Below are 26,572 nucleotides of genomic sequence, written 5' to 3'. Positions count from 1 at the left end.
ATGTGGATGACACCAGCAGCACTTGATATTATGTCATATATCACGGAAGAAAATATTCGGTTTTGGCTGGAGAAATTCCGTTCTCTGGGTCCACTGCCGGGAATTTTACTAACGTTTATGAAGTCTTTTGTACCGCCACTGCCAACGTTATTAATCGTGGGTGTTAACGGGGCAGTGTATGGGCTGTGGGCAGGTTTTTTGTACTCCTGGATCGGTATGGTGCTTGGTTGTACTGTGACATTTCTGATTGTACGGGAGATCGGGAAATCTGCTTTTGTGGAAAGGTGGGCGCGTAAACCGCGTGTGCAGCGCAGCATGGTTTGGATTCGCCGTAATGCATTCAGTTATGTATTCCTGCTCAGTATTTTTCCGGTAGGTCCATTCGTCATCATTAATGTGGCTGCGGGGATCGCCCGAATGCGTCTGTTATCCTTTCTGCTCGCGGTTGGAATAGGTAAAGGTATCATGATTTTTTCTGTAACGTATATCGGTTCGAACGCAGCGCAGTTTCTGGAGCATCCGGTACGCTGGATTGGCGTAATTGTGTTCATTGCAGCTTCTCTATGGGCTAGCCGAAAATTGGAGCGTCACTTTACCCGGCTCAACCCGGATCAGAATGAACAGAAGCCGCTGCACCAGGCATCAGGGAATTCCATATCTTCATAACTTGAGTCAGGCAAATACCATGGGTAGAGCAGTGGCATGCTGCATGTCCATTTGAAATTGAATTTAAATTTTTAACGGCTGCTGTCCGTGAGCATGTCAATCTAATCAAGGGAGGTCTCTGGATGATTAAAAGTGTCTTTGATTTTGATAACGAACTGCATCAGATGAATGAGGAAGAGCTGAGATCGCTGCTGCGCGAGCTTTATCTGCGAACAGATATGGCGCTGCATGACAAGAGCGGAGAAGCGCATTACACGCAGTTTGCAGAGAGACAGCAGCAGTTGTTCAGCCGCCTGCATGAAGAGCGAAAGCTGCAAAAGGCGGGACGCCCACTGCCCGATCTGCAGCATGCACAGGAAATTCATATTGCTATTGGTGAATCGCCTCTGGGAAGTATCAAAGTAGCCTTGGGAAAATTCCCGGGTCGGGAAAGTCGCCGTTTTTTTTCACTGAATGATTATTATGGCATCGGTCCATTGGGAGATTTGACAGACGCATGCGCGCTGCAGCGAAGGCACTTATGGCTGCTGGAACGGCTTCACCTGACAGAGCATGGAAGTTATCTCCTGCAGGGTCTGGAGCAGCTGCGGCATTTAGAATCATTTATGAGTTCAATTGGTGAAGAGATCAAGGTCATGATCTGGTATGCAAACAATGGTCATGAACGAACCGGCCTGCTCTATGCTCTTCATCTGCTGCGTCATCGTCAAAATCCGATTAAACTAATCGATACCACAGCGCTGTACTCCGTTCTGTTTGAAGGTTCTGAACGGCATGTCCTCCACTTGGGTGAGCTGACGTCCGATCAGCTGTCCATGATGTGGGAGCACAGAGGGAATGCCGATCCGTTATCATCAGAGCAGCGGAACCTTCTGGAGCAGGAGTGGTTGGAACTGGCCGCACAGCCCGGAACACTGAGAATGTGGAAAGACGATGCGGTTTGCAGCGTGCCTGAGGACAGTCTTGATGAATTCATTATGGAACAGGTAGCAAAACTTACTGCCGAACGGACAACAGGTGAATTCATCAATACAGCTCGTGTTGTGGGAGAAGTGCTGGGCAGCCTGCCTCAGGCTGTCGGTGATTCCTTTATTGAATATCGGGTGCGTCAGCTTATACTTCAGGGCAAGCTCGACATGGAAGGCAGCCCTCGTGCCATGCGTTTCTATCGTGTCCGAATGACAGGCACAGTCTAGTTCTCGACAAGCATTTGTAACCCTGTTATATACTGCGATGTTTAGACACTATAATTTTGCCACAGCTTCGTTAACGGTCCATCTTTTCCATACACCGGGTCTGTCTCCGGCAGTGGAACCTCTTGAATCTCTCGCAGCACGTTTGGGCGCTCCCCTTCTTCCCCTGTACGTGTGTTGTAACTCATCCCTCCGGGATAGGCGCCGGCGATTCGAAAATCGGAACTGGCCTCCAGACGTTTATGGCCGGTTCCGGCAGGCAGTACAACGACATCTCCGCTCTCCAGATAAACTTTCTTTCCTTGCTCACCGCCAATAATCAACTTCACAAATCCACTCACTACGGCAAGAGCCTCATGGGCATTGCTGTGATAATGATGATAATCAAATACACCGTTGATCCAGCTGTTGCCCCAGCCGTTGCGATTCAAGCGGGATGCAGCATGGGCAGGCTCGATACGCCAAACCCCTTTGTATAAAAGCACAGGCAGAACTGGATGGTTTGGAATAACCCCATCATCTTGAAAATGCATACGTTGAATCTCGTTGTAATTGGGTTTTGGATCACTCATCTTGATTCACCTCTTTCCATTCATTAACCTGTCATTACAGGAGCAAACAAAAAAATATTGTAAAATGATACAAAATGTATCATTTTAAGTTTATACTGATGTCATAGACTCTCTTCACAGTGCCCGATGTATAAATGTATAGGGGGAAAGTGTGTGAACATTGTGGTAACCGGAGCTTCTGGATTCGTTGGATTTCATCTTTCGCAGTATTTGGCACAAAAGGGGCATCAGATCACCCTGCTGGATCAGGACGACTATTGTCAGAGACTTGTTCACCTCTCACCACTGCATGACATGCCTTATATCCAGTGCAACCTTGCTGAGGACAGCCTCCATCTGCCCCACAACACGGATTACATCATTCATCTTGCTGCTATGCCTCACGTCGACTATTCATATCATCATCCCGCAGAGGTGTTCCGCAATAATACACTCAGCACACAAGCGGTCCTGCAGTATGCTGCAGACCGTAACATTCCTCTTTTACTAGCTTCATCCGTTGAGGTGTATGGCGGTGAATGGGGCAGGGTTTACAGCGAGTCTGATCCTTATGCGCCTGTCTCCCCATATTCAGCTTCGAAAGCAGCCTGCGAGATGTTGGCACATTCTTATGCTCAATGTTATCAGCTTCCAGTGAACATATTTCGTTTAACCAACCTGTATGGGCCATGGCAGCTGCCTGACCGTATTATTCCGCGCAACTTTGGACGGATGCTGGATGGACTGCCGCTCGATATTCAAGGGTCAGCTGTTCGGGACTTTCTGTATATTGATGATGCTGTGCGCGCAATAGAGCAGATTATGATCCGCAGTCAAGACGGACAGACCTATAACATTTCTACCGGAATCGGAACAACGATGCAGGAGATTGGCATGCTGCTGGAGCCGCTGGATCAATCTGCTGCTGCAAAAGTGATACGGGAACAGGAGCCCACGCAATCCAGAGGTTCAAGCCTCGTTGTTCATTCAGGCAAGCTGCGTGCAGCGTTTGGCTGGTATCCAAAGACTACACTGGAGCAGGGACTGGAGAAAACGTTCCGGTGGTATCAGGAGCATGCCGACTGGGTCAGGCTGTTCAGCAGGGAATATCACACAACGCGTGAAAGCCGCAGCTTTATTATTGATATGGCGCGTTACTCGGTACCTGCGATGTAAATCAAACGAAAAAAGCCAGGGAAGGGTGGTTGTTTCAACACCTTCCTTGGCTTTTTTGTGCCTCCGTCACCTATATCAAATGCTCAGAACCGAATCTAAACATGGACAGTCAGGCTGGTTTACCATGCTCCAGCCGTCTTCATGCAGGATACGCACAGACCAGCTGAGTATGCAAACCCGACTGCATTATTCGTGATGTTTTTTCACATCGGCCACTTTATCTTGAACGGCCCCTTTGGCCTTATCCATTTTACCCTCAGCCTGAAGGGACTTATTGTTCGTTGCGTTACCGACTTGATCCTTCACTTCGCCTTTGGCTTTGTTAATGCCTGCTTTAATTTTATCGCCAGTTGAATTACTCATATCGAACATCTCCTTCGTTGTCTGGTGTAGTCCTTATTAACCGGGCTGAAGAATATTTAAACGTTCACGTTCAGAAGACATTTAAAATTTGTTCTGCAGTTTTGTCAGATTTCATCTCTTTGTGAAGTCATCTAAGTAGAGGCATTTTTCAAGGATGCCGCACCAGATCAAGAGGAGATGTTATGATTATGAGTAACTATATCGGGAATGCTGCGTACTGTTATGCCAACTCTGCTGCAATGTTATTATCGTCTATTGGAGAGCGTATTGAACCGGGATTGGTGGAAGTGCTGGGTGGATTTTCGTTGGGGGCATTTCTGGCACCGAATGAGATCCTTTACTTTGATAACTGCAGCCAGAGCCCAGACTATGCTGTAACCAAAGCATTGAATATTCTAGGTTTCACGGTGAAGGAAAAGGCGTATGAACGCGGCTGCGACATGCCATTGGATGAGCTTAGGGTGTCTTTAAGCGAAGGTCCGGTCATGGTTGGACCGCTGAACATGGGGAAGCTCAATTACAATCCCAATTACAGAGCACTTGAAGGTTCTGATCATTATGTGTTGTTATTACGCCTGGAAGGCAATGAGGTGCTGCTGCATGATCCGGCGGGATTCCCTCATGTGTACTTGGGACTGGAGCAGCTTGAAGAGGCATGGAGATATGAGTTTCCTTGGAGTGCAGAGGTGTATCGCAGCTGGTGGCGTCCTGAGCGTATAGAGCATCCGGACAGAGCAGAGGTAAATCGGCGGGCTTGTGTCTGGTTCCAGACAAGTATAGTCGAGCAGAACAGGGATAAGGTGTACACAGGCAGGACGGGAGCTTCAGCGATCCTTCGCAAGGCAGAGCAGATCCGCTTGGGCGATCTGAGCGATAATGAATGGGCACATTATGTCTATTTTACACTACCGGTAGGTGCACGGCGGGCGGAGGATTACCGTCTCTTTTTTGAAAAGATAAACCCCGCATTATCTGCTCTGAAGCATACCCAGTCCCTGCAGATGGGAGCATGTCAGAGCCGCCTCGTATCCCGCAGCTGGGGGGAAGCTGGTGAATGGATGAAGAAGCTGGCTGATACAGAAACGAGAATAGAGGCAGAGATGATGAGGATGGAGCTTAATGAAGCTCGATGAATCTTGATTGGATCAGCAGAAGGGACAGATCCGGTTTATGACTGTATAGAGAGGAGACAGGGATATGCATGAAGTACCGACTGGCAAACAATATAAGGACATTACAGCTCAAAGGTCTGACCATCACTCATGGATCTCTGGTGATTACTCCGGGATGCCGGATCGTATCATTGTGCAGCACATCCAGCAGGGAGACAGTCAGGCATTTGAAGAAATGGTGCGTCGATATCGTTCACAGCTGCATCGCTTCGTACGAGGCATCATACAGGATGAAGGCCTTGCAGATGATGTGGTACAGGAAGGTCTTATTCGTGCCTTCATGCATATGGATCAACTGCTGGATGCTGATCGTCTGCTCGCCTGGCTGCAGCGAATTGTGAAAAATCAGGCATATTCTCAAGTACAGCGAAGAATCCGTTTGAAAGAACAATATTTTTCGTCTTTTGCAGTCAAAAGGGACCATTCATCCGTCGGGGCTTTCTGGAGTGAACAGGATTCCTTGGACCAGCATCTGAACCAATGGATCGGTCCCACCCAGCTGCATGCACAAGAACAGTTTCGCGACCCTTTTTACGCAGCCGCTGCCCAGGACCTGAATCAGTATATTTATCAACTGCTGGCTGGACTTCATGAGAAGGAACGGCTTGTTTGTTATCATCACTGGATTGAACATATGTCACCCCAGGAAATTGCAATTCATACCAATCTATCTACAGCTAATGTGTATCAGATCCTGTCCCGTTCCCGCAAAAAGGTAACCAGGCATCATATTCAGCAAGCTGTGAATGAAATGCTGACAGAGAACATCCCTTCCCTACTCCAGTGTGTGGTGCTGAGGGAACCGCAGACATTCCGATCTCCTCAGACATGTAGCTCTGCAGCAGCAGCCATTCATGAGATGTTAAGCTATATAGGTCCGTCGGTATCTCTACCCATGGTTATGGGCTGCAGCGGGCTGGCCTTTCGGATCACCATATATCCAGCCGATATCCATATTGCGGGACCCACGGCTTATAATTTTAAAGAAGTGCTGGGCAGAGGACTGCGGCACATGGGTTATCTTCCTTCTGCTGTTGAGGCAGCTTCCAGTGAAGCCGGACTGAATGCTAATCTGGTTGATCCCGCATGGCTGCAGGATGCTGCGAAGGACAAGCGCATACTGAACCCCAGACTGGTTCGGGCACTTTCAATGATTCGCTACTCGGTATCCAGGGGCCTTCCAGCGGTCGTGTGGGATTTGAACATTCCTGAGTTCGGATTGATCTATGGCTATGATGATCAGATTCGTAAACTGCATGGTGTGGATTATATTCAGGCAGCTGCAGTTCCATATGACCATCTGGGGAGGGGTGTGAATGAGGAAATCTTTGTGCTGACGGTGGAACCGGAGCGTATGCGGGAGGAGATTCATGTTCAAGCCGTGCTTCAGGTTATTCTGGCACACTATAAGGGGTATGACCCTTATGCAATGCCAGGTACGATCTGCGGCTTGGGTGCGTATGCCGCTTGGCGGGAGGCTTTGAGGGAGGGGAAAGTCGAGCCTAATGGACATGCTTATAATATTGCTGTGCTGCGCGATGCAAGGCATTATGCCCGTGAGTTCTTCAGGGAATTATCGCAGCTGTGGACAGAGTCAGCTGATCAACAGACCAAAGTACGTCTGAATGATGTTCAGGATGTACGGATGAGAATGGATGTGAACCGCCTGATTGCTTTAAGCCAATTGGCAGAGGAGCAGTATCGTTTAATCGCAGACAGATTATATAGGTTAGTGCAGTATTTTCCCTTCCCCGATGGCGGGAAGCCGAATCATAAAGTTCATGCAGACAAGGCCATCTCTGTGCTGCATGATGTGGAGCAGATGGAGTATTCTGCTGTAACCATTCTCGAAGAGATGCTGGCTGCGCTGGAGAACATGGAGCGGAATCTGCAAGATACAGATTAGGCACATGGCATGTAAGTCTGCTGTGTGTTTTTGCATTCTCGTGCGAAGATGTTCATACTTGAGTGGGAAAGATGTTTGAACTGCAAGAATAAGGGCGGGGCTATCGCTGCATAATAACCAAAGTGACCAAATTCGTTGCATGAACGGTAAATTTTTGGGAATCCACTCCTGAAAAAACGTTCATCATGCACTTTCATATGTGCTTTTCGTACATATGGTTTGTTGTGATCATGTCTTAATACCACATATGGTAGCTTACGGGGTTTGGTAAAGAATAAAGGCCATTCCTGACGAGTCCGCACACCTTGACAAAAAGATCGATTTTGTTACAATGTTCACAATATCTTCACAAGTGTAAAAAATTTCTTTTTCATGTTCATGTGTAAGAGGTGTAATATAAGGGTATAGAGTTCGGTTTCGGCCTGCTTGTCGTTTTGTGCGTCAACATGTGTTGTGCGCAATAGACCCAACATACCATGCATACGTGAGAGTGGTCTCTGGCTGCGCTTATCCTAATGTGTGAAATTTGGTACATTTAGTGTATTGATGTATTTGTGGTTCGGCTCAGCTTGACAGGCATCATGAAAGTCGCGGACTTCTATCCCAAAGTAAAGGAGGACTTTCTCTTATGTCACAATCGCCTACTCAACAAGAGGTGCCGGTAACAGAAGGCGCCGAGCGCCAGTCCCTGGACGTACTGGATCAACTGATGAAGCCTGAGGTACAGGAGTCTTTAACTGTCTTGGTGGAGAACCTGCCTAAATTGGCTGAAATGGTTACTGCAATGACGAAAGCTTACGACTTCGCACAAGGTATCGCTACAGACAAAGTTCTGATCAGCGACACGATGAGTGCAATGGGTGAGTTCGCTAAACCTGTTGTAGACAAAGCTAAAGGTGTAGCTTCTGCTGCCATCGAGGCAAATGACCGTGCGCAAACGGAGCAAACTTCGGTTGGCCTGTTCGCTATGCTCAAAATGCTTAAAGATCCAAACGTACAGCAATCGCTTCGTTTTGCTCAATCTTTCCTGAGCATCTTGAACGAGCGTCAACAATCGAAACGTTAAGACTTAGAAAGAACGGAGGATGGATATGTCGAAGCAAATTTTGATCTTGGGTGGAGGTTACGGCGGTCTGTTGACTGCGCTGACTGCGCGTCAGTACTTGACTCCGGAAGAAGCGACAATTACAGTCGTGAACCGTTATCCTACGCACCAAATTATTACGGAACTGCACCGTCTTGCTGCAGGAAGCATTGCTGAGCAAGCTGTTGCTCTCCCGCTTGAAAAATTGCTGCGTGGTAAAGATGTGAACCTGAAAATCGATACGGTGGATACAATCAAACCGGACGAGAAGAAAGTTCTCATGACCAGCGGCTCCACATACTCTTACGATGCACTCGTCGTTGCTCTGGGCAGCGAAACAGCATTCTTCGGAATTCCGGGACTGCAGGAGTACAGCTTCACGCTCAAATCGGTTAGCGATGCAAACCGTATTCGTGCACATGTTGAAGCACGTTTGGATGCATACAAACAATCCGGCAACAAAGCAGACGCTACGTTTGTTATTGGCGGCGGCGGTTTGACAGGTATCGAACTGGTTGGTGAATTCGCTGACCTTCTGCCAGGCGTATGCCAACAAAAAGGTATCGATTTCAATGATATCTCCCTCTATACAGTAGAAGCAGGTCCTTCCATTCTGGCTGGTTTCCCGCCAGAGCTGGTGGATCGCGCGAAATCCAGTCTCGAAAAACGCGGCGTGAACTTCATCGTTGGCGTAGCGATTACCGAGATGAAAGAAAACGAAGTATTGCTGAAAGACGGCAGCTCGATCCCTACGAACACACTCGTATGGACAGGCGGCGTACAAGGTAATGCGGTTGTTGCAAACAGTGGAATTGAAGTGGATCGCGGCCGTGCAAAAGTAACGGAAGTGCTGCAATCTACATCTCACAAAGACGTGTTTGTTGCTGGTGACAGCGCAGTGGTCTTCCCTAGCGAAGGCGCTCGTCCGTACCCTCCAACAGCACAATTGGCTTGGCAAATGGGCGAAACCATTGGTCACAACCTGGGCGTAATGTTCAAAGGTGGCGCAATGGAATCCTTCTCGCCAATCTTCTCCGGTACACTGGGAAGTCTGGGTCGTAAAGACGCTGTCGGCATGATCGGTGGCAACCAGACTCGCCTGAAAGGTCTGCCTGCAACCATGATGAAAGAAGCAAGTAACATCCGTTACCTGTCCCACATCCATGGCTTGTTCGCACTGGCTTATTAATCTATAACACCAACGTTAAAGGGCGCCTATCAGGTGCCCTTTTTTTGTGTTTCTATAAAATGAAATTCTTCAGATCAAGGTACGGAACACATATAGGTATGAACATGGATCGTTATACAGATATTAATGGAATGATAGAAACGGATCGAAACCAGACGGAAACGAAAAGGGAAAGAAACAAGAACGGTGCATAGAAGTGGTGCACCGGCAGTCTGCGCTTAGAAGCGCCGGCTTTCGTTTAAAAGATAAGATGGGGATGCGTCATATTATAGTCAGAGAGCGACGGTGCTCTTTGCGCATTTGAGAGGAGAATGAACGGTGAATGTATTGGTGATTGGAGCAAACGGACAGATTGGTAAACACTTGGTGGAGCAGTTGGCCCAGGAAGGTAAACATCAGGTCACGGCCATGATTCGCAAGCCGGAGCAGGCAGACGCACTGAAGGAACTTGGTGCCCAGGTGGTCATGGGTGATCTGGAGGGCACAGTTGATGAGCTTGCCGAAGTGATGAAGGATCAGAATGCCATTATCTTTACAGCAGGTTCCGGCGGTTCAACAGGCGCGGACAAAACACTGCTCATCGACCTGGACGGTGCGGTGAAAACGATGGAGGCTGCAGAGAAACAAGGTATTTCCAGATATATTCTGGTCAGCGCCTATGGTGCCGATCAGCGCAGCAAATGGCCGGAGGAGATCAAGCCGTATTATGTGGCGAAGCATTTTGCAGATCGGGCGCTGTTTGCCAGTGAGCTGAACTATACCATTATTCGTCCCGGAGGTTTGAAAAATGAACCGGGCACTGGCAAGGTGAGCGTAGGTGCGGACCTGAAACCGGGCAGCATTGCGCGTGAGGATGTGGCGCGTGTAATTGCAGCTTCTCTGCAGGAAGAGAAAACCTACCGAATGGCCTTTGATCTGGTAGCTGGAAATGACGCCGTACCGGATGCTTTGGGCAAACTGTGAACAGATGTTGTAGAATAACGGGAGATTGATATGACGGATTGAGGGGGAGTCAGCATGAATGAGGCTGTGCTGGTCATTGAGGATGAGCCCAAGATTGCACGACTGCTTGAACTGGAGCTGCAGTATGAGGGATATCAGGTCACCAAGGCAGGGAGTGGGACGGAAGGGCTGGAAAAGTACATGGAAGGGAAATGGGACTTGGTCCTGTTGGACATCATGCTTCCTGGCCTGAGCGGCATTGAGGTTCTAAGGCGGATCCGAGCCAGAGATGCAGTGGTCCCAGTCCTCATGCTGACAGCCAAGGATTCGGTGGAAGACAAAGTGTCCGGGTTAGATCTAGGTGCCAATGACTATATTACCAAGCCGTTTCAGATCGAAGAACTGCTGGCAAGAGTTCGTGCAGCCCTGCGGCTTGCTGCAGCTGCTTCAGCAAGAGCGATGTCTAACGCAGCTGGACACGAGCCGGAACAGGGAACGGCGAATCAGCTGTATGAAGGGCAGGAAGAATGGTTAACTGCCGCGGATTTGAAGCTGAACGAGGGAACACGTGAGGTGTTTCGAAACGGACAAGCGATTGAGCTTACCCCGCGTGAGTTCGATCTGCTGGTATATCTGCTGCGCAATCAGCGTCAGGTACTCAGCCGGGATCAGATTGTGCAATCCGTGTGGGGATACGATTATTATGGCGATACCAATGTGGTGGATGTGTATATCCGTTATGTGCGCAAGAAGGTGGATAACGGATTCACACCACCCTTAATACATACCGTAAGGGGCGTAGGATACGTCCTGAAGGAGCAATCATGAGCCTGCGCAGTAAAATCTACGGATATTCGTCGGTTTTATTTGCCGTGCTGTTAACCGCAGTGAATCTGTCTGTATATCTCGTATTTGAGCGAGTATCCATTAATAATGAGATCAGACGGGTGGAAGCCGAGGCAGAATCTATCGTCACAGGGGTACGACAGTCAGCCGGCTCCATTCCGCCAGATGATCTGCTCCGGGCTTATGCGCCCGTGAATGGCATGCTGCGTATTGTACATGAGGATGGAAACAGTTCTCCGGTAACTACAACCGCTGCGTCCGAGCAGCTCAGCAAGCTCTCTTACCAATATGAGAATGAGAAAAAAGCAGAGTACATCCAGGTGGATCAGGTCGGATACGTGTGGGTTTCCATGCCATTAATCTGGCCGGATGGTGAAGTAGTCAACCTGCAGGTTACCCAGAGTGTGGCCGAAACAGAGGGCGGGCTTACGACCCTTCGCACCGTATTAGTGATCGTCACCATTATTGCGCTGATTCCTGCCGTGATTTCCAGCCGGATTTTAGCCAACCGCATGACAAGACCGATTCAGCAAATGACACGTACAATGAGTGATATTCAAGCCAGTGGGCATTTCAAGCGGCTTCCGGTGGAGGAGAAATCCAAGGATGAATTAACAACGATGGGCCAGACGTTCAATCGCATGATGGAGCTTCTGGAATCAAACTTTGAACGGCAGGAACGTTTCGTTTCGGATGCATCGCATGAGCTGAAAACCCCGCTCACCATTATTGAGAGCTACGCCAGTCTGCTCCAGCGTCGGGGCAAGGAGCGGCCTGAAGTGTTCGATGAAGCTGTGGAAGCGATTCTGTCTGAATCGGCCCGGATGCGTGAGATGACCGAGCAGCTGCTGCTGCTGGCCAAGCAGCCGGAGCAGTGGAATGTGCAGCTGGTACGCGTAGATATCGCCAAACTTGCTGCGGATTCCACCCGTGCCTTCCGTGAAGCGTACCATCGCAAAGTTTATTGTGAAGCTCAAGGTCCAGTCTGGGCGATAAGTGACGAGAGCAAGCTGAAGCAGATGGTGTTTATTTTGCTGGATAACGCACGGAAATATAGTGAAGATGCCATTAAAGTTCAAGTGGAGACACAGGGGGAGAGCTGCCTAATCCGTATTGTCGATACAGGGATTGGTATGTCGGAGGAGAACCTTGAGAAGGTATTTGACCGTTTCTACCAGGTGGATATCTCCAGAACTCGAAGCATCACCGCCCGTGGGTCCGGGCTTGGACTTTCCCTTGCCAGAGAGCTGGCAGGTGCTGTCGAAGCAGAGATCAAACTCTTCAGTACCGAGGGTGTTGGTACGGAGGCTTGTATTATTTTGCCGCAATCCAGATTGGAAAGCTCAGCCCGTTCACTCAGCCCACTCTCATGAAATTCTCATACTTCCCCTCTATACTGGATAGTGATTTAATCTGAACTAAGCATATTCTCATAGAACAATTCAGTGACAGTATACATTGGGGGTGCTGTGATCCCCGGATTTTTTGAATATTTCCTTGTTATGGACAAATCTGGCGGCACAGGTGAAGGTGTGGGAGAGAATGAGGAGGAAGTGCATATGGCAGAGCAGGAACAACGGCCTGAAATGACACGAAGTGAGCATGAACATGAGTCTGGACGTAGGACTAAAAATACAGATAGAAGTAACGCGGGATACGGATCAGGTAAGATGCTTTGGGGGGGAGTCGGGATATTGGCTGTGGTACTTTTTGCGGCTGTGGTGTGGTGGAGACCGTGGGAACCTGCAGGTGAGCAGCTTTCTGCCGATGCAGCAGCACAATCCGTACTTGATCAATATCCGGGGGAGATTATTCATTCCACGCTGAAGGACGGCACGTATATGATGCAGCTTCGTTCGGAGACAGGTCTCTACGATGTGCAGGTCGATGCGTTTACGGCAGCGGTTCAATCGATTAAACGGCTGGAATCGAGTCCGCAGGTACAGGAGAAGACACTATGGAGTCGTGAGCAGATGAAGTCTGAGCTGCTGAAGCAAAGAGCCGGTGAGCAGCTTGTATCGCTGGAGCTGGTTGAACAGCAGGGCAGCCCTGTGTACACCGCAGTGGTGGAAGACCAAGACAACGGCCGTCATGAACTGACGATTGATCCATATACGGGCGAGATTCTTTCCTCCAAAGCGATCAAGTCACCTCCTGCATCACAAACCGGAGAAATGGATAAAGAACCGCAGTTTCTAAGTGAAAAGCAGGCCAAACAGAAGGCACTTGCGAGAATTCCCGGTGAAGTCGATGATGTGGAGCTGCGCGGCACGAACAGCGGCAATCCATATTACCTGGTCGAGATTGATCTGGAAGACGGACGGGAGGCTACGGTGCAGGTGAATGCGATCTCCGGTGCCATCCGTTCGGTGACTTGGGATAAGGACGATGATTAATTGATGTTGAAATGAGTGATGAAATATGATCGGTCGTAGGGTACTCGTGAAGATCTTTGGCTTTAATTATGTGATTCGCTGTAAAGGGTAAGCAGGCTCTCCTCATTTTCTCATCAAATTCTAATCTTTCTCTCGCTAATCTCTCATTCGTTCAGGTTATTCTATAACTGTAGACGAGAACGAGAACAACAGCGAGGAGATGAATGATGATGAATAAACATAAACTATGGATCGGCAGCCTGTCCGCAGCGGTGCTGCTTGGTGGATCAGCCGTCGCAGCCAGCGGCAGTATGAACGGACAACAGGCTCCGAAAGTACAATCTGAAATAACACAGTCCGCTCCAGCCTCAGCGGCTCAATCTACGAGTTCAAGTCAGAACAACTCAGGTAAGCTGCTGACAGCATCACAAGCCAAATCTATAGCGCTAAAGGCAGTGGAAGGCAAAGTTGACGATGTGGATCTGGAGCGCAGAAATGGCCAGACGTTCTACGAAGTCGAAATCGACAGAAAAGGCAGCCCGGATGCATCGGTTCGGCTGGATGCGTACACGGGCAAGATTTTGGCTGTGATCAATGACGATGATGACGATGACGATGATTATCGTGATAATGGAACAGCTGAAACTTCGAGTGCGTCTGCTTCCAATCAAGTGAAATTGACAGCTGTACAAGCATCGAACATTGCGCTGAAACAAGTGACTGGTGGAAAAGTGACCAAGGTTGAACTGGATCGTGACAACGGCCGTTATGTCTATGAGATTGAGCTGAGAACGACACAGGGCGAGGCTGATGTTGATATTGATGCCAACACGGGCAAGGTGCTGTCGGTTGATCAGGATTTTGACGACGAGGATTAATCGTTAACTCACTGAATATAGTATGTCTAAGATAAAAGCTTATGTGCGGTGTAATGATAGAATGGTAGGAAGGCGCTTCGAATGAAGCGTCTTTTTTGCTGTGCATATCCAGCGATTAGTTGGGAGAAACTGCGTGACACTGCCTGCTTAAGGTCTGTCCAAGGTTCGCCTGCTGCCCCATGCCCGTGGAAGGAATAGATTAGAGCGTTCATAGGTCATTGAATCCAAACTGTGGTAAACTAGTAGAATTGTAGAAAATGATATAGATAAGGAGCTGGATAACGAAGTGGCTGGAGAACAAATGCTATCAGGAATAGGCGTAGAACATGTGCTGTCAATTGAAGGCTTGCGTATGAGGTATAACGGACGTTATGTATTGAATGGCATCGATCTTGAAGTGAAACGCGGGGAGATGATTGGATATATCGGTCCGAATGGAGCGGGCAAGAGTACAACGGTCAAAATTTTGCTGGGATTGGTAGAAGGATATGTGGGAACCGTTCGTATTTTTGGACAGGATATCGCAGATGGCGATGTGGAGTATAAACGCAGAATCGGTTATGTGCCGGAAGTGGCAGAACTGTACGAACAATTAACTCCGGCGGAATATTTGACGTTTACGGGAGAATTGTACGGCTTGTCCTATGAAGATGCGGATTATAAAGCAAAGCTGCTGATGGATTGTTTCGGACTGGAGAAATCCTATCACTCGCGCATTGCCTCCTTCTCCAAAGGGATGCGTCAGAAAGTGCTGCTGATCTCGGCGCTGCTGCATGACCCTGATCTGCTGTTTCTGGATGAACCGCTTAGCGGACTGGATGCCAACAGTGTGATGGTGGTGAAGGAGATTCTGTCTCAGTTATCAGCCAAAGGTACAACCATCTTCTATTCATCACACATTATGGATGTGGTGGAGAAGATCAGCAGCCGGATTGTATTGATTGCCGAGGGTCGTGTCGTGGCAGATGGTACGTTCAAGCAGCTTCAGCAGCAATCCATGGAAGGGTCGCTGGAGGAAGTGTTTAATCAACTGACAGGCTTTAATGAACATAAGGCGATTGCTGAGCGCTTTGTGTCGATCGTGCAGGAGGTGAACTAATATGGCGGAATCCTCCGATTTCCGTACGCTCAAAATTCTGGATCGTTTTCGGCCGATGATCACCAAGACAGGTGCTGATTATGATGTGCTTCGCCTTATTTTGCGGGTGAAGTTCCAGATGGATCAGCGCAGAGTGCCAACGATTATGGCCGGAAGGCAAAAGAGTAAGGAGAACAAAGAAGGTAACCAGTATGTACGCTCTCTCTGGCTGTATGCCCTGATGGGTGCAATCATGGTCCCCTTTGTGGTCTGGAATACAGGACAATTCATGCTTCAGATGGGCATTCTGTTTGGCGTGCTTATGTTTATGATTATGACATCGATGATTTCGGATTTTTCATCCGTGCTTCTCGACATCCGGGATAGAAACATTATTTTGACCAAACCCGTCGATGCACGAACGGTGGGGATGGCCCGAGCTATTCACGCAGGGGTCTATCTGGTGCTGCTGACAGGGTCAGTGACGGCTGCGCCGCTGATTGCCGGGCTTGTTAAGCACGGGATTGGTTTCTTTTTACTCTTTCTGGTACAGATTATTCTGATCAGCACCCTGATCATGGTGACCACATCTCTCATCTATCTGTTCATGATGAAGTTTCTGGACGGGGAGAAGCTGAAAGACATGATTAATATGGTGCAGATTCTGCTTTCGGTTGGGATTGCGATTGGATATCAGTTTGTCATCCGCTCGTTTGATTTGATTGATTTCAGTGCGGTGTTCACTCCGGCATGGTGGCAGCTCCTGTTACCTCCGCTGTGGTATGCCGCCGCATATGATTGGTTTTTCTCCGGTGGCGGCGGAGTATGGATCTACACACTCACAGCGCTTGCTGTGGTTGTTCCGGTGATCGGTTTGATGATTTACGTGAAGCTTATGCCATCTTTTGAGCTGTATTTAGAAAAAATGGCTCATTCCGGCCAGACCTCAGAGCGCCGCCGGGGAAAGTGGGATCGCCTGGCTGCCAAGCTGTTCAGTCGCTCTAAAGAAGAGCAAGCCTGCTTCCGTCTGGCGTCCAGCATGATGCGCAATGAACGGGAGTTCAAGTTGAAAGTTTACCCATCGTTAGGGTTATCGTTAGTTATGCCTTATATTTTCTGGTATACAGCTTTACAATCATCGACCTGGTCAGAATTCAGGCAAAGTTCATTTGTGTATACCTTGTACATTATGCTCGTTCTTCTGATCAGCATCGTCATCATGCTGAAATATTCCGGCCAGTACAAGGCATCATGGATTTTTCGTGCAGCGCCGATGGTTAATGAGAATGTATTATATCGAGGAGCCTTGAAGGCATTCCTGAGCAATATAATCATACCTGTATTTCTGTTGAATGGCATTGTGTTCACCTGGACATTCGGACTTCGAGTTTTGCCAGATGTTTCCATTATACTGCTCACAGCTGCGGCACTGATTCCGGTATCAGGCAAGTTTATGCTGCAAAGGCCGCCGTTCTCCCAATCGTTCAGTATAGCGCAGCAAAGTGATGGTTGGTATATCTTTGCTGCTATACCGGTGTTTGCTTTACTGTGGGGTGTCCATGTCCTTTTCCGCTCCTTCTCCGGAGGGGTATGGATTTACGGAGTTATTTTGATCTTGGCGAATGCACTGCTGTGGACACTGCTGTATCGAGTGAAGAAACCAGGGGTGGACAAGTCCTCGTTGGTACAAAGTTAGATTCAAGTAATGGTTTGATTTCTTATCTTTGAGTCAACAAGTTGAAGAAGCGAAGAGCAAGTCGGATCGGTTTAGATGGCATAATCATTGTTGATACTGGGCGAAAGGTAAAAGAGAAGTAGGGTGGAGTGAAGTGAAAGGGAGCAGCGTGTTTAACGGTGCGTTGAAGGAGAATAAAGTGAAATGCGGTAAACTGCGGTGAAGTTCTGTAAAGTCCTGTAGAGTTAAGTTGACAGAGCGAATTGCGGTGCAGTAAAGGGCGGTGTAGTAAATTGCCGTAAAGGACAGTAAATTGAGGTGCGGTAAACTGCAGTGAAGTTCTGTGCTGTAGAGTACTGTGAAGTATAGTGAAGTGCTGTAGGATAATTAAGTAAAGTAAAGTAAGTAGGGAGTAAGATGAGTGACGCTCCTTGGAGACGCTAACGATCTCAGATGTGCTTATTTGAGCGATAAAAAGCCCTCAGGAATTCTAACGATCTCCAGTAACCTTATTTCTGCAAAAGAGGGTGTTTTAGCTCGATAAAGAGCTGGTTTTTGCAAAATAGCGTCTCTGGAGATCGTTAGTTTGAATAAACAAGGAAAATTGGTCTAATAACGTCTCCTGAGATCGTTAGAGTGTATCGCAAAGTAATGAAGTGTAGAAGTATTATTTGGAAATAATTGATATAATGTAGGCGGCTCCGTATCCGTAGTGCGGCTTTAATAATCAATACGATTGATTTATTATTCACTTCATCGACACGCATATTGGTTGTTACTTACATGTCGATATTTATTATCCAATGTACATTCTCCGTATATTCTTTCATACGAATTGTGCCTGAGGGTGGAAGTGACTTCCAAAACAGGTCAGAAGCCAGCCGGCTGCAAAGTTAACGAAATGCTGCTGCTGCCACAGCTGATACACTCCTTAGGGTTCATTAGCATTTTACTTGGTCCGGCCGGATTTCAGGATGGCTTCGGCCAGACCATCGGCTGCATCTGCAGTGGAGACCCCAGATTGCGCAGCTTCTGTGTATACTTTGCTGAGCGTGCCTGCAATCCCCGCCACTTTCTGGCGGATCTGGTCAGGCCCTGCGCCCTGCAGCTCGCAGGCGGTGCTGATGATGCCGCCTGCGCTCAGCACGTAGTCAGGCGCGTACAGGATGCCGCGCGCCTGCATGCGGCGAACAACCAGCTGGCGGTCATGCAGCTGGTTGTTTGCCGCCCCGGCGACAATGGAGCAGTGAAGCTCCTCCACGGTCGCCGGGGTTAACACGCCCCCTAGGGCACAGGGGGCGAACACCGTGCAGTCGGCGGCGTGAATACGGGCCGGATCGGCCGAGATGGCGCCGCTGAACTGCACAAGGGCACGTTGTACACGTTCCGGTACAACGTCTGCCACGATCAGCCTTGCCCCGGCTGCATGCAGGTAACGGCACAGGGCATACCCGACCTTGCCCAGTCCCTGGACAGCAATGGGTAAGCCCTGCAGATCGGCTCCGCCCTGATGGCGCAGGGAGGTGACAATGCCGGTGTATACGCCATAGGCAGTCATGTCGGCAGTGAAGTCATCCTGTGCGCCGAGTGACCCTGTGGTATCCGTCACATATGCCGTCTCCAACCGGATCTGGTCCATGTCTGACGCCGTAGTGCCCAGATCGAGCCCTGTCACGAATCGGCCTTTTAGCCGCTCCAAACACCGTCCCAGCGCTCGAAAGCGCAGGGCACGCAGCACTTCGCCCTTCGCAGGGTCCATCATCCTTCCGCCGAGCGTATCGCCTTTCCCGGAGTCTGCCAGCTTTTCGCCAACTGGCTCCCCTGCCAGTGTCTGGTCTGAAGCGTCAGTCTCATTCCAGACAACAGCCTTGCCGCCGCCATAAGGGAGACCTGCCATGGCATTTTTGTAGGTCATGCCTTTGGCCAGCTTTACCGCATCATGGATGGCTTCTTCTTCGGATGCATAGGTCCAGCAGCGGCATCCCCCTAGAGCCGGGCCCAAGGCGGTATTATGAATTGCAATGACTGCTTTAAGCCCGCTGGAGGGGTCGTGGCAAAAAACCAGCTCTTCCATGCCTCCACGTGCCATTTCCCGCCAGATCTGCATGACATACTCCTCCTTCAAAGTTATTCCTTCCTGTATCCGCCAAAGGCGTCTCCATTCCCTAAAAGCCTGCATCAAGTCGATCAACCAAAGCTGTATATTGCTGCGTATGGATATGGACACTGCCTATTCCAATGGTTCATACAGCATATTCAAGCTTTGGCTTTAACGCCCCTGGTACCTTGCCGGGTTGAACATCGGTACAAAGGGTTTTATAATGGCAGTTCCGGTACACATGGACAAGACAGACGCCTGAAAATTTAGTTCAAGCCGTTTAGGAAGATGGCATAACGTCCAATGATGGAGATAGAGGAACGTGATGAGCTGTATGGAGCGGGTGCTGTTAAACGGTTTCGCCGCGCTGGATTCAAATTTTCGCCATGCAGCATGTAATAAAGGCTGATTGACGGAAAAAGGCCAAGAAAGAGGGATGTCATTGCTTAAAATACTGTTATTTATCTTTTTGATCCAGATTGTATATGTATCAGCGTATACGCTTCGCATGATCCTAACGCTCAAAGGCCAGAAATATATCGCCGCCTTGATCAGCATGGGTGAGATTGTGATCTATGTGCTGGGCTTGAACCTTGTGCTTAACTATTTGAAGCAGCCAGAGGCGCTGATTGTGTATGCAGTGGGGTATGGACTTGGAGTACTGCTCGGTGCGTGGATTGAGGAAAAGATTGCACTAGGATATGTGACGGTTAAGGTGATTTGCAATCAGATGGACGGAGGTCTGGCAAATGCTCTGCGGGATAAAGGATATGGTGTAACCTCATGGGTTGGCAGCGGACGAGATGGAGATCGACTTGTCATGGAGATCCTCGCCAAACGCAAAAATCAGAAGCTGCTCTATCAAACCATCCTGGCTCTTGATCCCAAAGCGTTTGTCATTACGGTGGAGCCCAAACAGTTCCATGGCGGCTTCTGGACACGTTCTATTAAAAAGTAAAATCGGGCAGGTCTGCATTGGATGCAGTCCTGTCTTTTTTATTTCCATTTTCCGAGGATATGTTAATCCCTTCACAATCACTCCTTTCCTTCCGCAAATCCTGATTCAGAAGTTAACTTCATACGATACCAGGTTGCTTCGGGCACAGATCTCCTCCGTTCCGCCATTCCTCCTTTAGATGTGAGTTCAGGATTATTGTTGTAATCAATCCCACCATTTACATTGTGAATATGTCACTTGCGACATGGCATGCCGCAGAGGGACAGGCAGGACAGCTCAATATCAACCTTTCGGGAGGAATCAATTCGATGAAAAAAACAGTACGAAGCTTATGCAGCACGGCTCTGGCTCTCACGCTGGGGTTCGCCTTATTATCCGCACCTGCGAGTGTGCAGGCAGCGGGTAATGCAGATTATAATTTGACTGGTTTCTCCCCAAGCAATACAGGCGGCGGGATCATCAGTGAGTCGAACACGTCCACGTACAAAAAAGTGTACAATGCCGCTGATCTGGCGCTGGCGCTAAAAAAGAACTCTGGTGTCAAAGTTGTCGAAATTATGAATGACCTTGAACTAGGATGGAACGAGATTCCAAGCGCGGCGCAGACGTCGCCTTTTGCCAAGCATAACGACGCTCTTACACATCCTGTATTGAAGCAGACCGGCGTCAGCAAAATTACGGTGGACGGCTTCAACGGCCTGACCATTTTCTCCGCCAACGGGTCCAAGATCAAGCATGCTGCCCTTACCATCAAACGAAGCACCAACGTTATGATTCGCAACCTGGAATTCGATGAGCTGTGGGAGTGGGATGAATCCACCAAGGGCGACTACGACAAAAACGATTGGGATTACATTACGCTGGAAGACAGCAGCGGCGTGTGGATCGATCACTGCACGTTTAACAAAGCCTATGACGGACTCGTCGATTCCAAAAAAGGAACCAGTGGTGTGACCATTTCCTGGTCTACCTTCAAAGGGGATGACGGCAGCGCGAACAGCTGGGTTACCCGCCAGATTAATGAGATGGAAGCAAACAAGGCTTCCTATCCAATGTACAACTACCTGCGCAGCAGTGCGGTTGGTTTAAGTAAAGAAGATATCATTGCCATCTCCGGTCCACAGAAAAAAGGTCATCTTGTCGGTGCAACCAGTCTGGAGCCGGCTAATGCCAATCTATCCATCACGCTGCATCACAATCTGTATAAGGACATTCAGGATCGCATGCCTCGTCTGCGCGGCGGTAATGCACATGCGTATAACATCATCATGGATGCCGCGAATGCCCGTGCTGCCCAATCGCGTATTTCGACCGCTATGGCAGCAGCTATCGCTTCTAAAAATTACAAATTCGGTATTACCAGCAATGGCGCCATCTCCACCGAAAGCGGCGCTGTGCTGGTTGAAAAATCAGTGATCAAGGATGTGCAGTACCCTGTACGCAACAATCAGACGGACCCGGCTAATGCGGTGTACACAGGTAAAATCCGCATGGTGGATACGATCTACTCTCTGGATGGAAGCTCGTTCCGCGGCAGCAGTGATACAGCAGGCAGCCCGCTGGCTCTGGTCCCGGCCGTAATCAAACCGTTCTCATGGAATGGCTTCTCATCCCTTCCATACACGTATACCATGGACGATCCGTCTGCGCTGGATGCACGCCTTGCAGGTTCCGATGGTGCGGGTGCAGGCAAGCTGTCCTGGCCCAAGGATAACTGGCTGAAGACGAACTATTGATTTTTTAGAAGAACATATGAATCTAGAAATAAGCTGTTCTGCGAGTAAGAAGCGGAACAGCTTCTCGTTTTTTATAAGGTCATATTCGGGCTGGAGATATGATATCCGTGAAGCTTTTTGGATGAGCAGAGATGGCTTTCTTTAATTATTTAATAGGGATGCATACAATGTCGATTTTTGTTGACAAAAGGCGTGCTCCTGCCTATTCTTAATGAGTGAATATGAGAATCATTATCAAGAAAATAGAAAAGGGGTTCAATATCTATGTTTTCTCTGCATCGCAAATCCTCCGCCTTCGTAAGGGCTGCAGTATTATTGCTGCTGATCGTTATTGTAGGCTGCAGTAATACAGGAAGCGGCAAAGAATCTTCTTCAGCTTCTGGAGATCAGGCGGCTTCGTCGAAGTCGATTACGATGTCTTGGCCGCGTGATATCGGTACAATGAATCCGCATACGTATAATCCGTCCCAATTGTTTGCCCAATCCATGATCTATGAGCCGCTGATCAGTTACCAGAAGGACGGTAAACTGGAGCCGGCACTTGCCGAATCGTGGAAGATCTCGGGTGATGGCAAAGTATATACATTCAAACTGCGTCAAGGGGTGAAATTTTCCGATGGCACGCCTTTTGATGCGGAAATTGTGAAAAAGAATTTTGACTCCATTATGAAAAATAAAAAAACACACAGCTGGTTGGGTATTATCGGCGTGTTGGACAAGACAGAGGTCGTAGATGATCATACGTTCCGCATGACACTTACGGAGCCGTATTATCCTGTACTTCAGGACTTGTCCGTTGTACGTCCGTTCCGATTCCTTGGTGCGGCTGGATTCCCGGATGATGGGGATACATCCAAAGGCATCAAGGAACCTGTTGGTACGGGCCCATGGATGCTGGCTGACTATAAACAGGATGAATATGCCGTCTTCAAACGGAACCCGAATTACTGGGGGACTGCACCCGCATTCGATCAGATTACCGTCAAAATTATCCCCGATGCCGAGACACGTGTGCTTGCTTTTGAAAAAGGCGATCTGGATCTGATTTACGGTGAAGGTATGATCAGTCTGGATGCGTTCCAACAGCTGCGTGAGAACGATAAGTATGTAAGCGAACTGTCCGATCCGGTAGGTACCCGTGACTTGCTGCTGAACTCTTCGAATCCAAAGCTGTCCGATGTGAGAGTGCGGAAGGCACTGCAGCAGGGTTTCAACAAGAAAGCAATGGTAGAAGGCGTTACGTTGGGTCTCGAAGAACCGGCCGATACCGCATTGTCCAAAAACTATCCGTATACCGATGTGGACCTGAAACCGATTGAATATAACGTGGAGCAATCCAAAGCACTGCTGGACGAAGCAGGCTGGAAGATGCCGGCTGGTGGAACGGTGCGTGAGAAAGACGGACAAAAGCTGGAATTCGAATTGATTTTTGATAAGACCGATCCGATTCAAAAAGCGATGGGCGAAACCATTCAGGCCGAATGGAGCGAACTGGGGGTTAAAGTAAACCTTACCGGACTTGAATTGACGGTACAGATCAAACGCCTGAAAGCCAATGATTTCGACCTGTACTTCTGGTACAATTACGGAGCACCGTATGACCCGCATTCCTTCATTAATGTTGTGGCAAGTCCTGGGTTCGGGATTTCCGAAACACTCAGCGCTCTGCCGATGAAAAAGGAGCTGGATCAAGAAGTGCATGCAGCACTGTCTTCTACAGACGAGAAGAAACGTCAGGAACTGTATACATCCATCCTGACGACACTGCAGGAGCAATCGGCCATTGTACCGATCTCTTATGTGAAGAAAACAGCTGTATATCAGAAGAAAATTGCTAAGTTTGTCTTCCCGGCGAACCGCGATGAGAATCCGTTTGTGGGAATGCAGTTGAGCAATCCGTAATTATAAAGAAAATTCGGAAAAGAGATAACACATACAGGCAGGAAGGCTTGTGTGGCAGGGTAAAAGGGAGGAAAGTTTGGTGATCGGCTATATCGGTAAACGAATGATCGCGATCATTCCTATCGTTTTTATCGCTACACTTGTCACTTTTGGGCTAATCCATATTTCACCGGTTGATCCGGCCGAAGCGTATCTCACAGCAGCACATATCTATCCAACACCAGAATTATTGGCAGAGAAGCGGCATGAATTCGGTCTGGATCGCCCTTTATTCACTCAGTATGTTGATACGTTGAAGAGAATAGCTCAGCTGGATTTCGGCACCTCGTATCTCACCAACAAACCGGTGATCGATGAGGTGATGGATAAATTCCCAGCCACGGCAGAACTGGCCTTGTGGAGCATTCTATTCTCTGCACTGGTGAGCATTCCTTTGGGGATTTTGGCGGCGGTATACAAAAACAGCTGGATTGATATGGTCAGCCGGGCCATATCTTATTTTGGAGCTTCTATTCCGCAGTTTTGGCTGGGTTATCTGCTTATTTTCTTTTTTGCAGTCAAACTGGACTGGCTTCCCGTCGAAGGGCGCGGCTCCTGGGAGAACCTGGTGCTGCCTACGCTTACGCTTTCCATGGTGATGATTGCGTTATACACCCGTATGCTGCGCACCAGTGTACTGGAGCAGCTGCAGGAATCGTATGTGCAGTACGCCAGAACCCGCGGCATACGTGAACGGGTTATCATGCTGAAACATGTGCTCAAGATTGCCATCACTCCGTTTATTACAGGAATGGGTATGACTATGGGCAGGCTGTTAACCGGAACGATTATCGTAGAACAAGTCTTCTCGTGGCCGGGCTTTGGACGTTACTTTGTGGAAGCGATCTTTAACCGGGATATTCCGGTGATCCAATGTTATGTCTTTATCTCGGCTTGTCTGTTCATCGTATGTAATCTGATCGTTGATCTGGTGCAGCTGTATATGGACCCGCGGATTTCAGCGAAAGGACGGGCAGAGCATTGATGAACCAATGGCGAACGATAATTCGAGGGAAAAAAATAATTTGGATTTGCTCTGCTATGATCATTCTATTCTTCATCCTGGCACTGCTGGCTCCATGGATTGCACAACATGATCCTGTGAAGGTCAATCTGCTGCAGAAGCTGAAGGATCCATCTGCCGAGCACTGGCTTGGCACAGATCATCTGGGAAGGGATAACCTCTCCAGACTTCTCTATGGAGCGCGGATTTCGATTGGATTCGCCACGATGATCTTCCTGTCGTCTTTGATTATCGGACTGATCGTTGGTTCCGTCTCCGGTTATCTGGGCGGCTGGATCGACAATGCGCTGATGCGTTTATGTGAAGGTATACTGGCATTTCCGCAGTTGGTATTGGTGCTGGGCATCGTAGGAATATTCGGCCCGGGTCTAATGCAGATTCTGCTGGCGCTCATGATGGTGCAGTGGGTACATTATGCACGGATTTGCCGGAATATGGTTGTTAGCTTGAAGGAACGAAATTTTATTGCAGCCGCTCGAATCAGCGGATCTTCCACCTGGACGATCATCCGCAAACATATCATTCCCAATGTGCAGCGACCTATCGTTGTTATGGGGACACTGGAGATGGGCTGGGCGATCATGGATATCTCGGCCCTGTCCTTCCTGGGACTTGGCATTCAACCGCCGAATGCGGAGTGGGGAGCCATGATTCATGAAGGCACAGGGTATATTCGCAGTCATCCGGAGCTGATGATCTATCCGGGTGCAGCTATTCTGCTGGTTGTAATGACGTTTAACATTTTGGGAGAGGCATTATCCGAGCGTTATGGTATTTCCAAAAAGTAATCGTGAAACTAACTGAACAAGGGGGAGTGTGACGATGGACGAGGCAGAGATTGTACTTGCAGTGCGTGATCTAGAGGTTAAGCTCAAGACAGCGGAGGGAGCCGTCCCGTTACTGGAACCTGTTCAGTTTAATTTGAAAAGAGGTCAGGTCTTTGGCTTGGTTGGGGAGAGTGGCTGCGGCAAAACCGTGACGTGTAACGCGCTGCTGCGCCTGCTTCATCCCCGCAGGATGGAATCGTCGGGCAGCATTCGTCTGAACGGGAGAGAACTCAGCTCTTTATCGGAAGAAGAAATGCGGCGGATCCGGGGCAAAGATATCGGATTCATTATGCAGAATCCGATGAATGCTTTCACTCCCGTGTATACGATCGGCTCTCAATTCATTGAAACGCTGCGAACCCATGCGAAGATGTCCAAAGCAGAGGCGCGGGATCAAGCCATTGCTGCGCTGGCTGATATGAACCTGCCTGATCCGGCAAAGCTGATGAGACGTTATCCTTTCCAGCTCAGCGGAGGTCAGCTGCAGCGTGTCATGATTGCCGTTTCGATGTGTCTGAGGCCTGCTCTTGTTATTGCCGACGAGCCAACGACAGCGCTGGATGTGGTGAACCAGTTAAATGTGCTGCGAGAACTGGATCGGCTCCGCAAGGAGCACGGCACATCAATCCTGCTCATCTCCCACGATCTCGGCGTCATCTCTCAGATGGCAGACGAAGTCGCCGTTATGCAGAAGGGGCGGATCATCGAACAGGCAGATGTATACCAATTGTTCGATCATCCACAGCATGAGTATACGCGGATGCTGCTCCATGCTCGGCCGAAGTTGTCTCTGGGACACTAGAAGTTGTCTTTGGCTGCTGAAGGAGTAGACCGGGGCATGCTGTCACGGGCTTCAGGGGTCAATATGTCCTAATCGTGCGGGGACTTGTTAGA

At 48.9% G+C, this 26,572-nt stretch carries 23 protein-coding genes; 20 read left to right on the top strand and 3 right to left on the bottom strand.

The features are described from left to right. Window positions 1-6: 6 nt before the first annotated feature. Window positions 7-666 carry a TVP38/TMEM64 family protein gene (locus MKY97_RS27675; protein ID WP_342553342.1) on the top strand — a complete coding sequence of 220 codons (660 nt, stop codon included), beginning with the start codon at window positions 7-9 and terminating at the stop codon, window positions 664-666. 122 nt (window positions 667-788) lie between these two features. Further along, complete coding sequence (locus MKY97_RS27670; RefSeq protein ID WP_342553341.1) at window positions 789-1,862, top strand: DUF1835 domain-containing protein; 1,074 nt, start codon at window positions 789-791, stop codon at window positions 1,860-1,862. A 41-nt stretch (window positions 1,863-1,903) separates the two neighbouring features. Here the strand turns inward: MKY97_RS27670 and MKY97_RS27665 are convergent, their stop codons facing one another. Continuing rightward, entirely contained in the window at window positions 1,904-2,431 is a 528-nt protein-coding gene (locus tag MKY97_RS27665) for a cupin domain-containing protein (RefSeq protein WP_342553340.1), read from the bottom strand. Window positions 2,432-2,584: 153 nt separating this feature from the next. Here MKY97_RS27665 and MKY97_RS27660 point away from each other — a divergent pair, with 153 nt between their 5' ends. Next, window positions 2,585-3,586 (top strand): NAD-dependent epimerase/dehydratase family protein, encoded by a 1,002-nt coding sequence (locus tag MKY97_RS27660; protein WP_342553339.1) that lies wholly within the window; start codon window positions 2,585-2,587, stop codon window positions 3,584-3,586. A 186-nt stretch (window positions 3,587-3,772) separates the two neighbouring features. Here the strand turns inward: MKY97_RS27660 and MKY97_RS27655 are convergent, their stop codons facing one another. Continuing rightward, window positions 3,773-3,949: a CsbD family protein gene (locus MKY97_RS27655; protein ID WP_342553338.1), complete on the bottom strand. Its 177-nt coding sequence runs from the start codon at window positions 3,947-3,949 to the stop codon at window positions 3,773-3,775. A 188-nt stretch (window positions 3,950-4,137) separates the two neighbouring features. Between MKY97_RS27655 and MKY97_RS27650 the strand changes: the two genes are divergently transcribed. The 11 genes from MKY97_RS27650 (at window position 4,138) to MKY97_RS27600 (ending at window position 17,115) form a co-directional block, all read left to right on the top strand. Continuing rightward, entirely contained in the window at window positions 4,138-5,082 is a 945-nt protein-coding gene (locus MKY97_RS27650) for a hypothetical protein (RefSeq protein WP_342553337.1), read from the top strand. A gap of 64 nt (window positions 5,083-5,146) precedes the next feature. Continuing rightward, window positions 5,147-7,027: a sigma-70 family RNA polymerase sigma factor gene (locus MKY97_RS27645; RefSeq protein ID WP_342553336.1), complete on the top strand. Its 1,881-nt coding sequence runs from the start codon at window positions 5,147-5,149 to the stop codon at window positions 7,025-7,027. Between the two features lie 628 nt (window positions 7,028-7,655). Beyond that, entirely contained in the window at window positions 7,656-8,093 is a 438-nt protein-coding gene (locus MKY97_RS27640; protein WP_342553335.1) for a DUF1641 domain-containing protein, read from the top strand. Between the two features lie 25 nt (window positions 8,094-8,118). Beyond that, on the top strand, window positions 8,119-9,300 hold the full coding sequence (locus MKY97_RS27635; RefSeq protein WP_123064009.1) for an NAD(P)/FAD-dependent oxidoreductase: 1,182 nt from the start codon (window positions 8,119-8,121) through the stop codon (window positions 9,298-9,300). A 318-nt stretch (window positions 9,301-9,618) separates the two neighbouring features. Further along, window positions 9,619-10,263, top strand: coding sequence for an SDR family oxidoreductase (locus tag MKY97_RS27630; RefSeq protein WP_342553334.1), 645 nt, complete (start codon window positions 9,619-9,621; stop codon window positions 10,261-10,263). A gap of 54 nt (window positions 10,264-10,317) precedes the next feature. Further along, a complete protein-coding gene (locus tag MKY97_RS27625) occupies window positions 10,318-11,070 on the top strand; it encodes a response regulator transcription factor (protein ID WP_342553333.1) in 753 nt (250 codons plus the stop codon). Further along, window positions 11,067-12,461 (top strand): HAMP domain-containing sensor histidine kinase, encoded by a 1,395-nt coding sequence (locus MKY97_RS27620; RefSeq protein WP_342553332.1) that lies wholly within the window; start codon window positions 11,067-11,069, stop codon window positions 12,459-12,461. Before MKY97_RS27625 ends, MKY97_RS27620 begins: the two co-directional genes overlap by 4 nt. Window positions 12,462-12,557: 96 nt before the next feature. After that, a complete protein-coding gene (locus tag MKY97_RS27615) occupies window positions 12,558-13,484 on the top strand; it encodes a PepSY domain-containing protein (RefSeq protein WP_342553331.1) in 927 nt (308 codons plus the stop codon). 203 nt (window positions 13,485-13,687) lie between these two features. Beyond that, window positions 13,688-14,341 (top strand): PepSY domain-containing protein, encoded by a 654-nt coding sequence (locus tag MKY97_RS27610; protein ID WP_342553330.1) that lies wholly within the window; start codon window positions 13,688-13,690, stop codon window positions 14,339-14,341. A gap of 301 nt (window positions 14,342-14,642) precedes the next feature. Beyond that, window positions 14,643-15,440: an ABC transporter ATP-binding protein gene (locus MKY97_RS27605; protein ID WP_342556473.1), complete on the top strand. Its 798-nt coding sequence runs from the start codon at window positions 14,643-14,645 to the stop codon at window positions 15,438-15,440. Between the two features lies 1 nt (window position 15,441). Then, window positions 15,442-17,115 (top strand): hypothetical protein, encoded by a 1,674-nt coding sequence (locus MKY97_RS27600; protein ID WP_342553329.1) that lies wholly within the window; start codon window positions 15,442-15,444, stop codon window positions 17,113-17,115. Window positions 17,116-18,043: 928 nt separating this feature from the next. Here MKY97_RS27600 and MKY97_RS27595 read toward each other — a convergent pair. Further along, complete coding sequence (locus MKY97_RS27595; protein WP_342553328.1) at window positions 18,044-19,201, bottom strand: Glu/Leu/Phe/Val dehydrogenase dimerization domain-containing protein; 1,158 nt, start codon at window positions 19,199-19,201, stop codon at window positions 18,044-18,046. A gap of 433 nt (window positions 19,202-19,634) precedes the next feature. Between MKY97_RS27595 and MKY97_RS27590 the strand changes: the two genes are divergently transcribed. The 6 genes from MKY97_RS27590 (at window position 19,635) to MKY97_RS27565 (ending at window position 26,480) form a co-directional block, all read left to right on the top strand. After that, on the top strand, window positions 19,635-20,150 hold the full coding sequence (locus MKY97_RS27590) for a DUF2179 domain-containing protein (protein WP_342553327.1): 516 nt from the start codon (window positions 19,635-19,637) through the stop codon (window positions 20,148-20,150). Between the two features lie 308 nt (window positions 20,151-20,458). Continuing rightward, window positions 20,459-21,886, top strand: a complete 1,428-nt coding sequence (locus MKY97_RS27585) for a hypothetical protein (RefSeq protein ID WP_342553326.1) — start codon at window positions 20,459-20,461, stop codon at window positions 21,884-21,886. A 264-nt stretch (window positions 21,887-22,150) separates the two neighbouring features. After that, window positions 22,151-23,788: a nickel ABC transporter substrate-binding protein gene (gene nikA, locus MKY97_RS27580; RefSeq protein ID WP_342553325.1), complete on the top strand. Its 1,638-nt coding sequence runs from the start codon at window positions 22,151-22,153 to the stop codon at window positions 23,786-23,788. A gap of 79 nt (window positions 23,789-23,867) precedes the next feature. Further along, entirely contained in the window at window positions 23,868-24,812 is a 945-nt protein-coding gene (gene nikB / locus MKY97_RS27575; RefSeq protein ID WP_342553324.1) for a nickel ABC transporter permease subunit NikB, read from the top strand. After that, window positions 24,809-25,639: a nickel ABC transporter permease subunit NikC gene (nikC, locus tag MKY97_RS27570; protein ID WP_342553323.1), complete on the top strand. Its 831-nt coding sequence runs from the start codon at window positions 24,809-24,811 to the stop codon at window positions 25,637-25,639. Before nikB ends, nikC begins: the two co-directional genes overlap by 4 nt. Before the next feature lie 34 nt (window positions 25,640-25,673). Continuing rightward, the gene (locus tag MKY97_RS27565; RefSeq protein WP_342553322.1) at window positions 25,674-26,480 is read left to right on the top strand and encodes an ABC transporter ATP-binding protein; all 807 of its coding nucleotides are present in this window, start codon (window positions 25,674-25,676) and stop codon (window positions 26,478-26,480) included. Window positions 26,481-26,572 lie beyond the last annotated feature (92 nt).

Origin of the sequence: Paenibacillus sp. FSL R7-0652 (genome assembly GCF_038595045.1) — a bacterium.
In the GTDB taxonomy this organism is placed as follows: Bacteria; Bacillota; Bacilli; order Paenibacillales; family Paenibacillaceae; genus Paenibacillus.
This window is presented reverse-complemented; position numbering and strand designations above follow the sequence as displayed.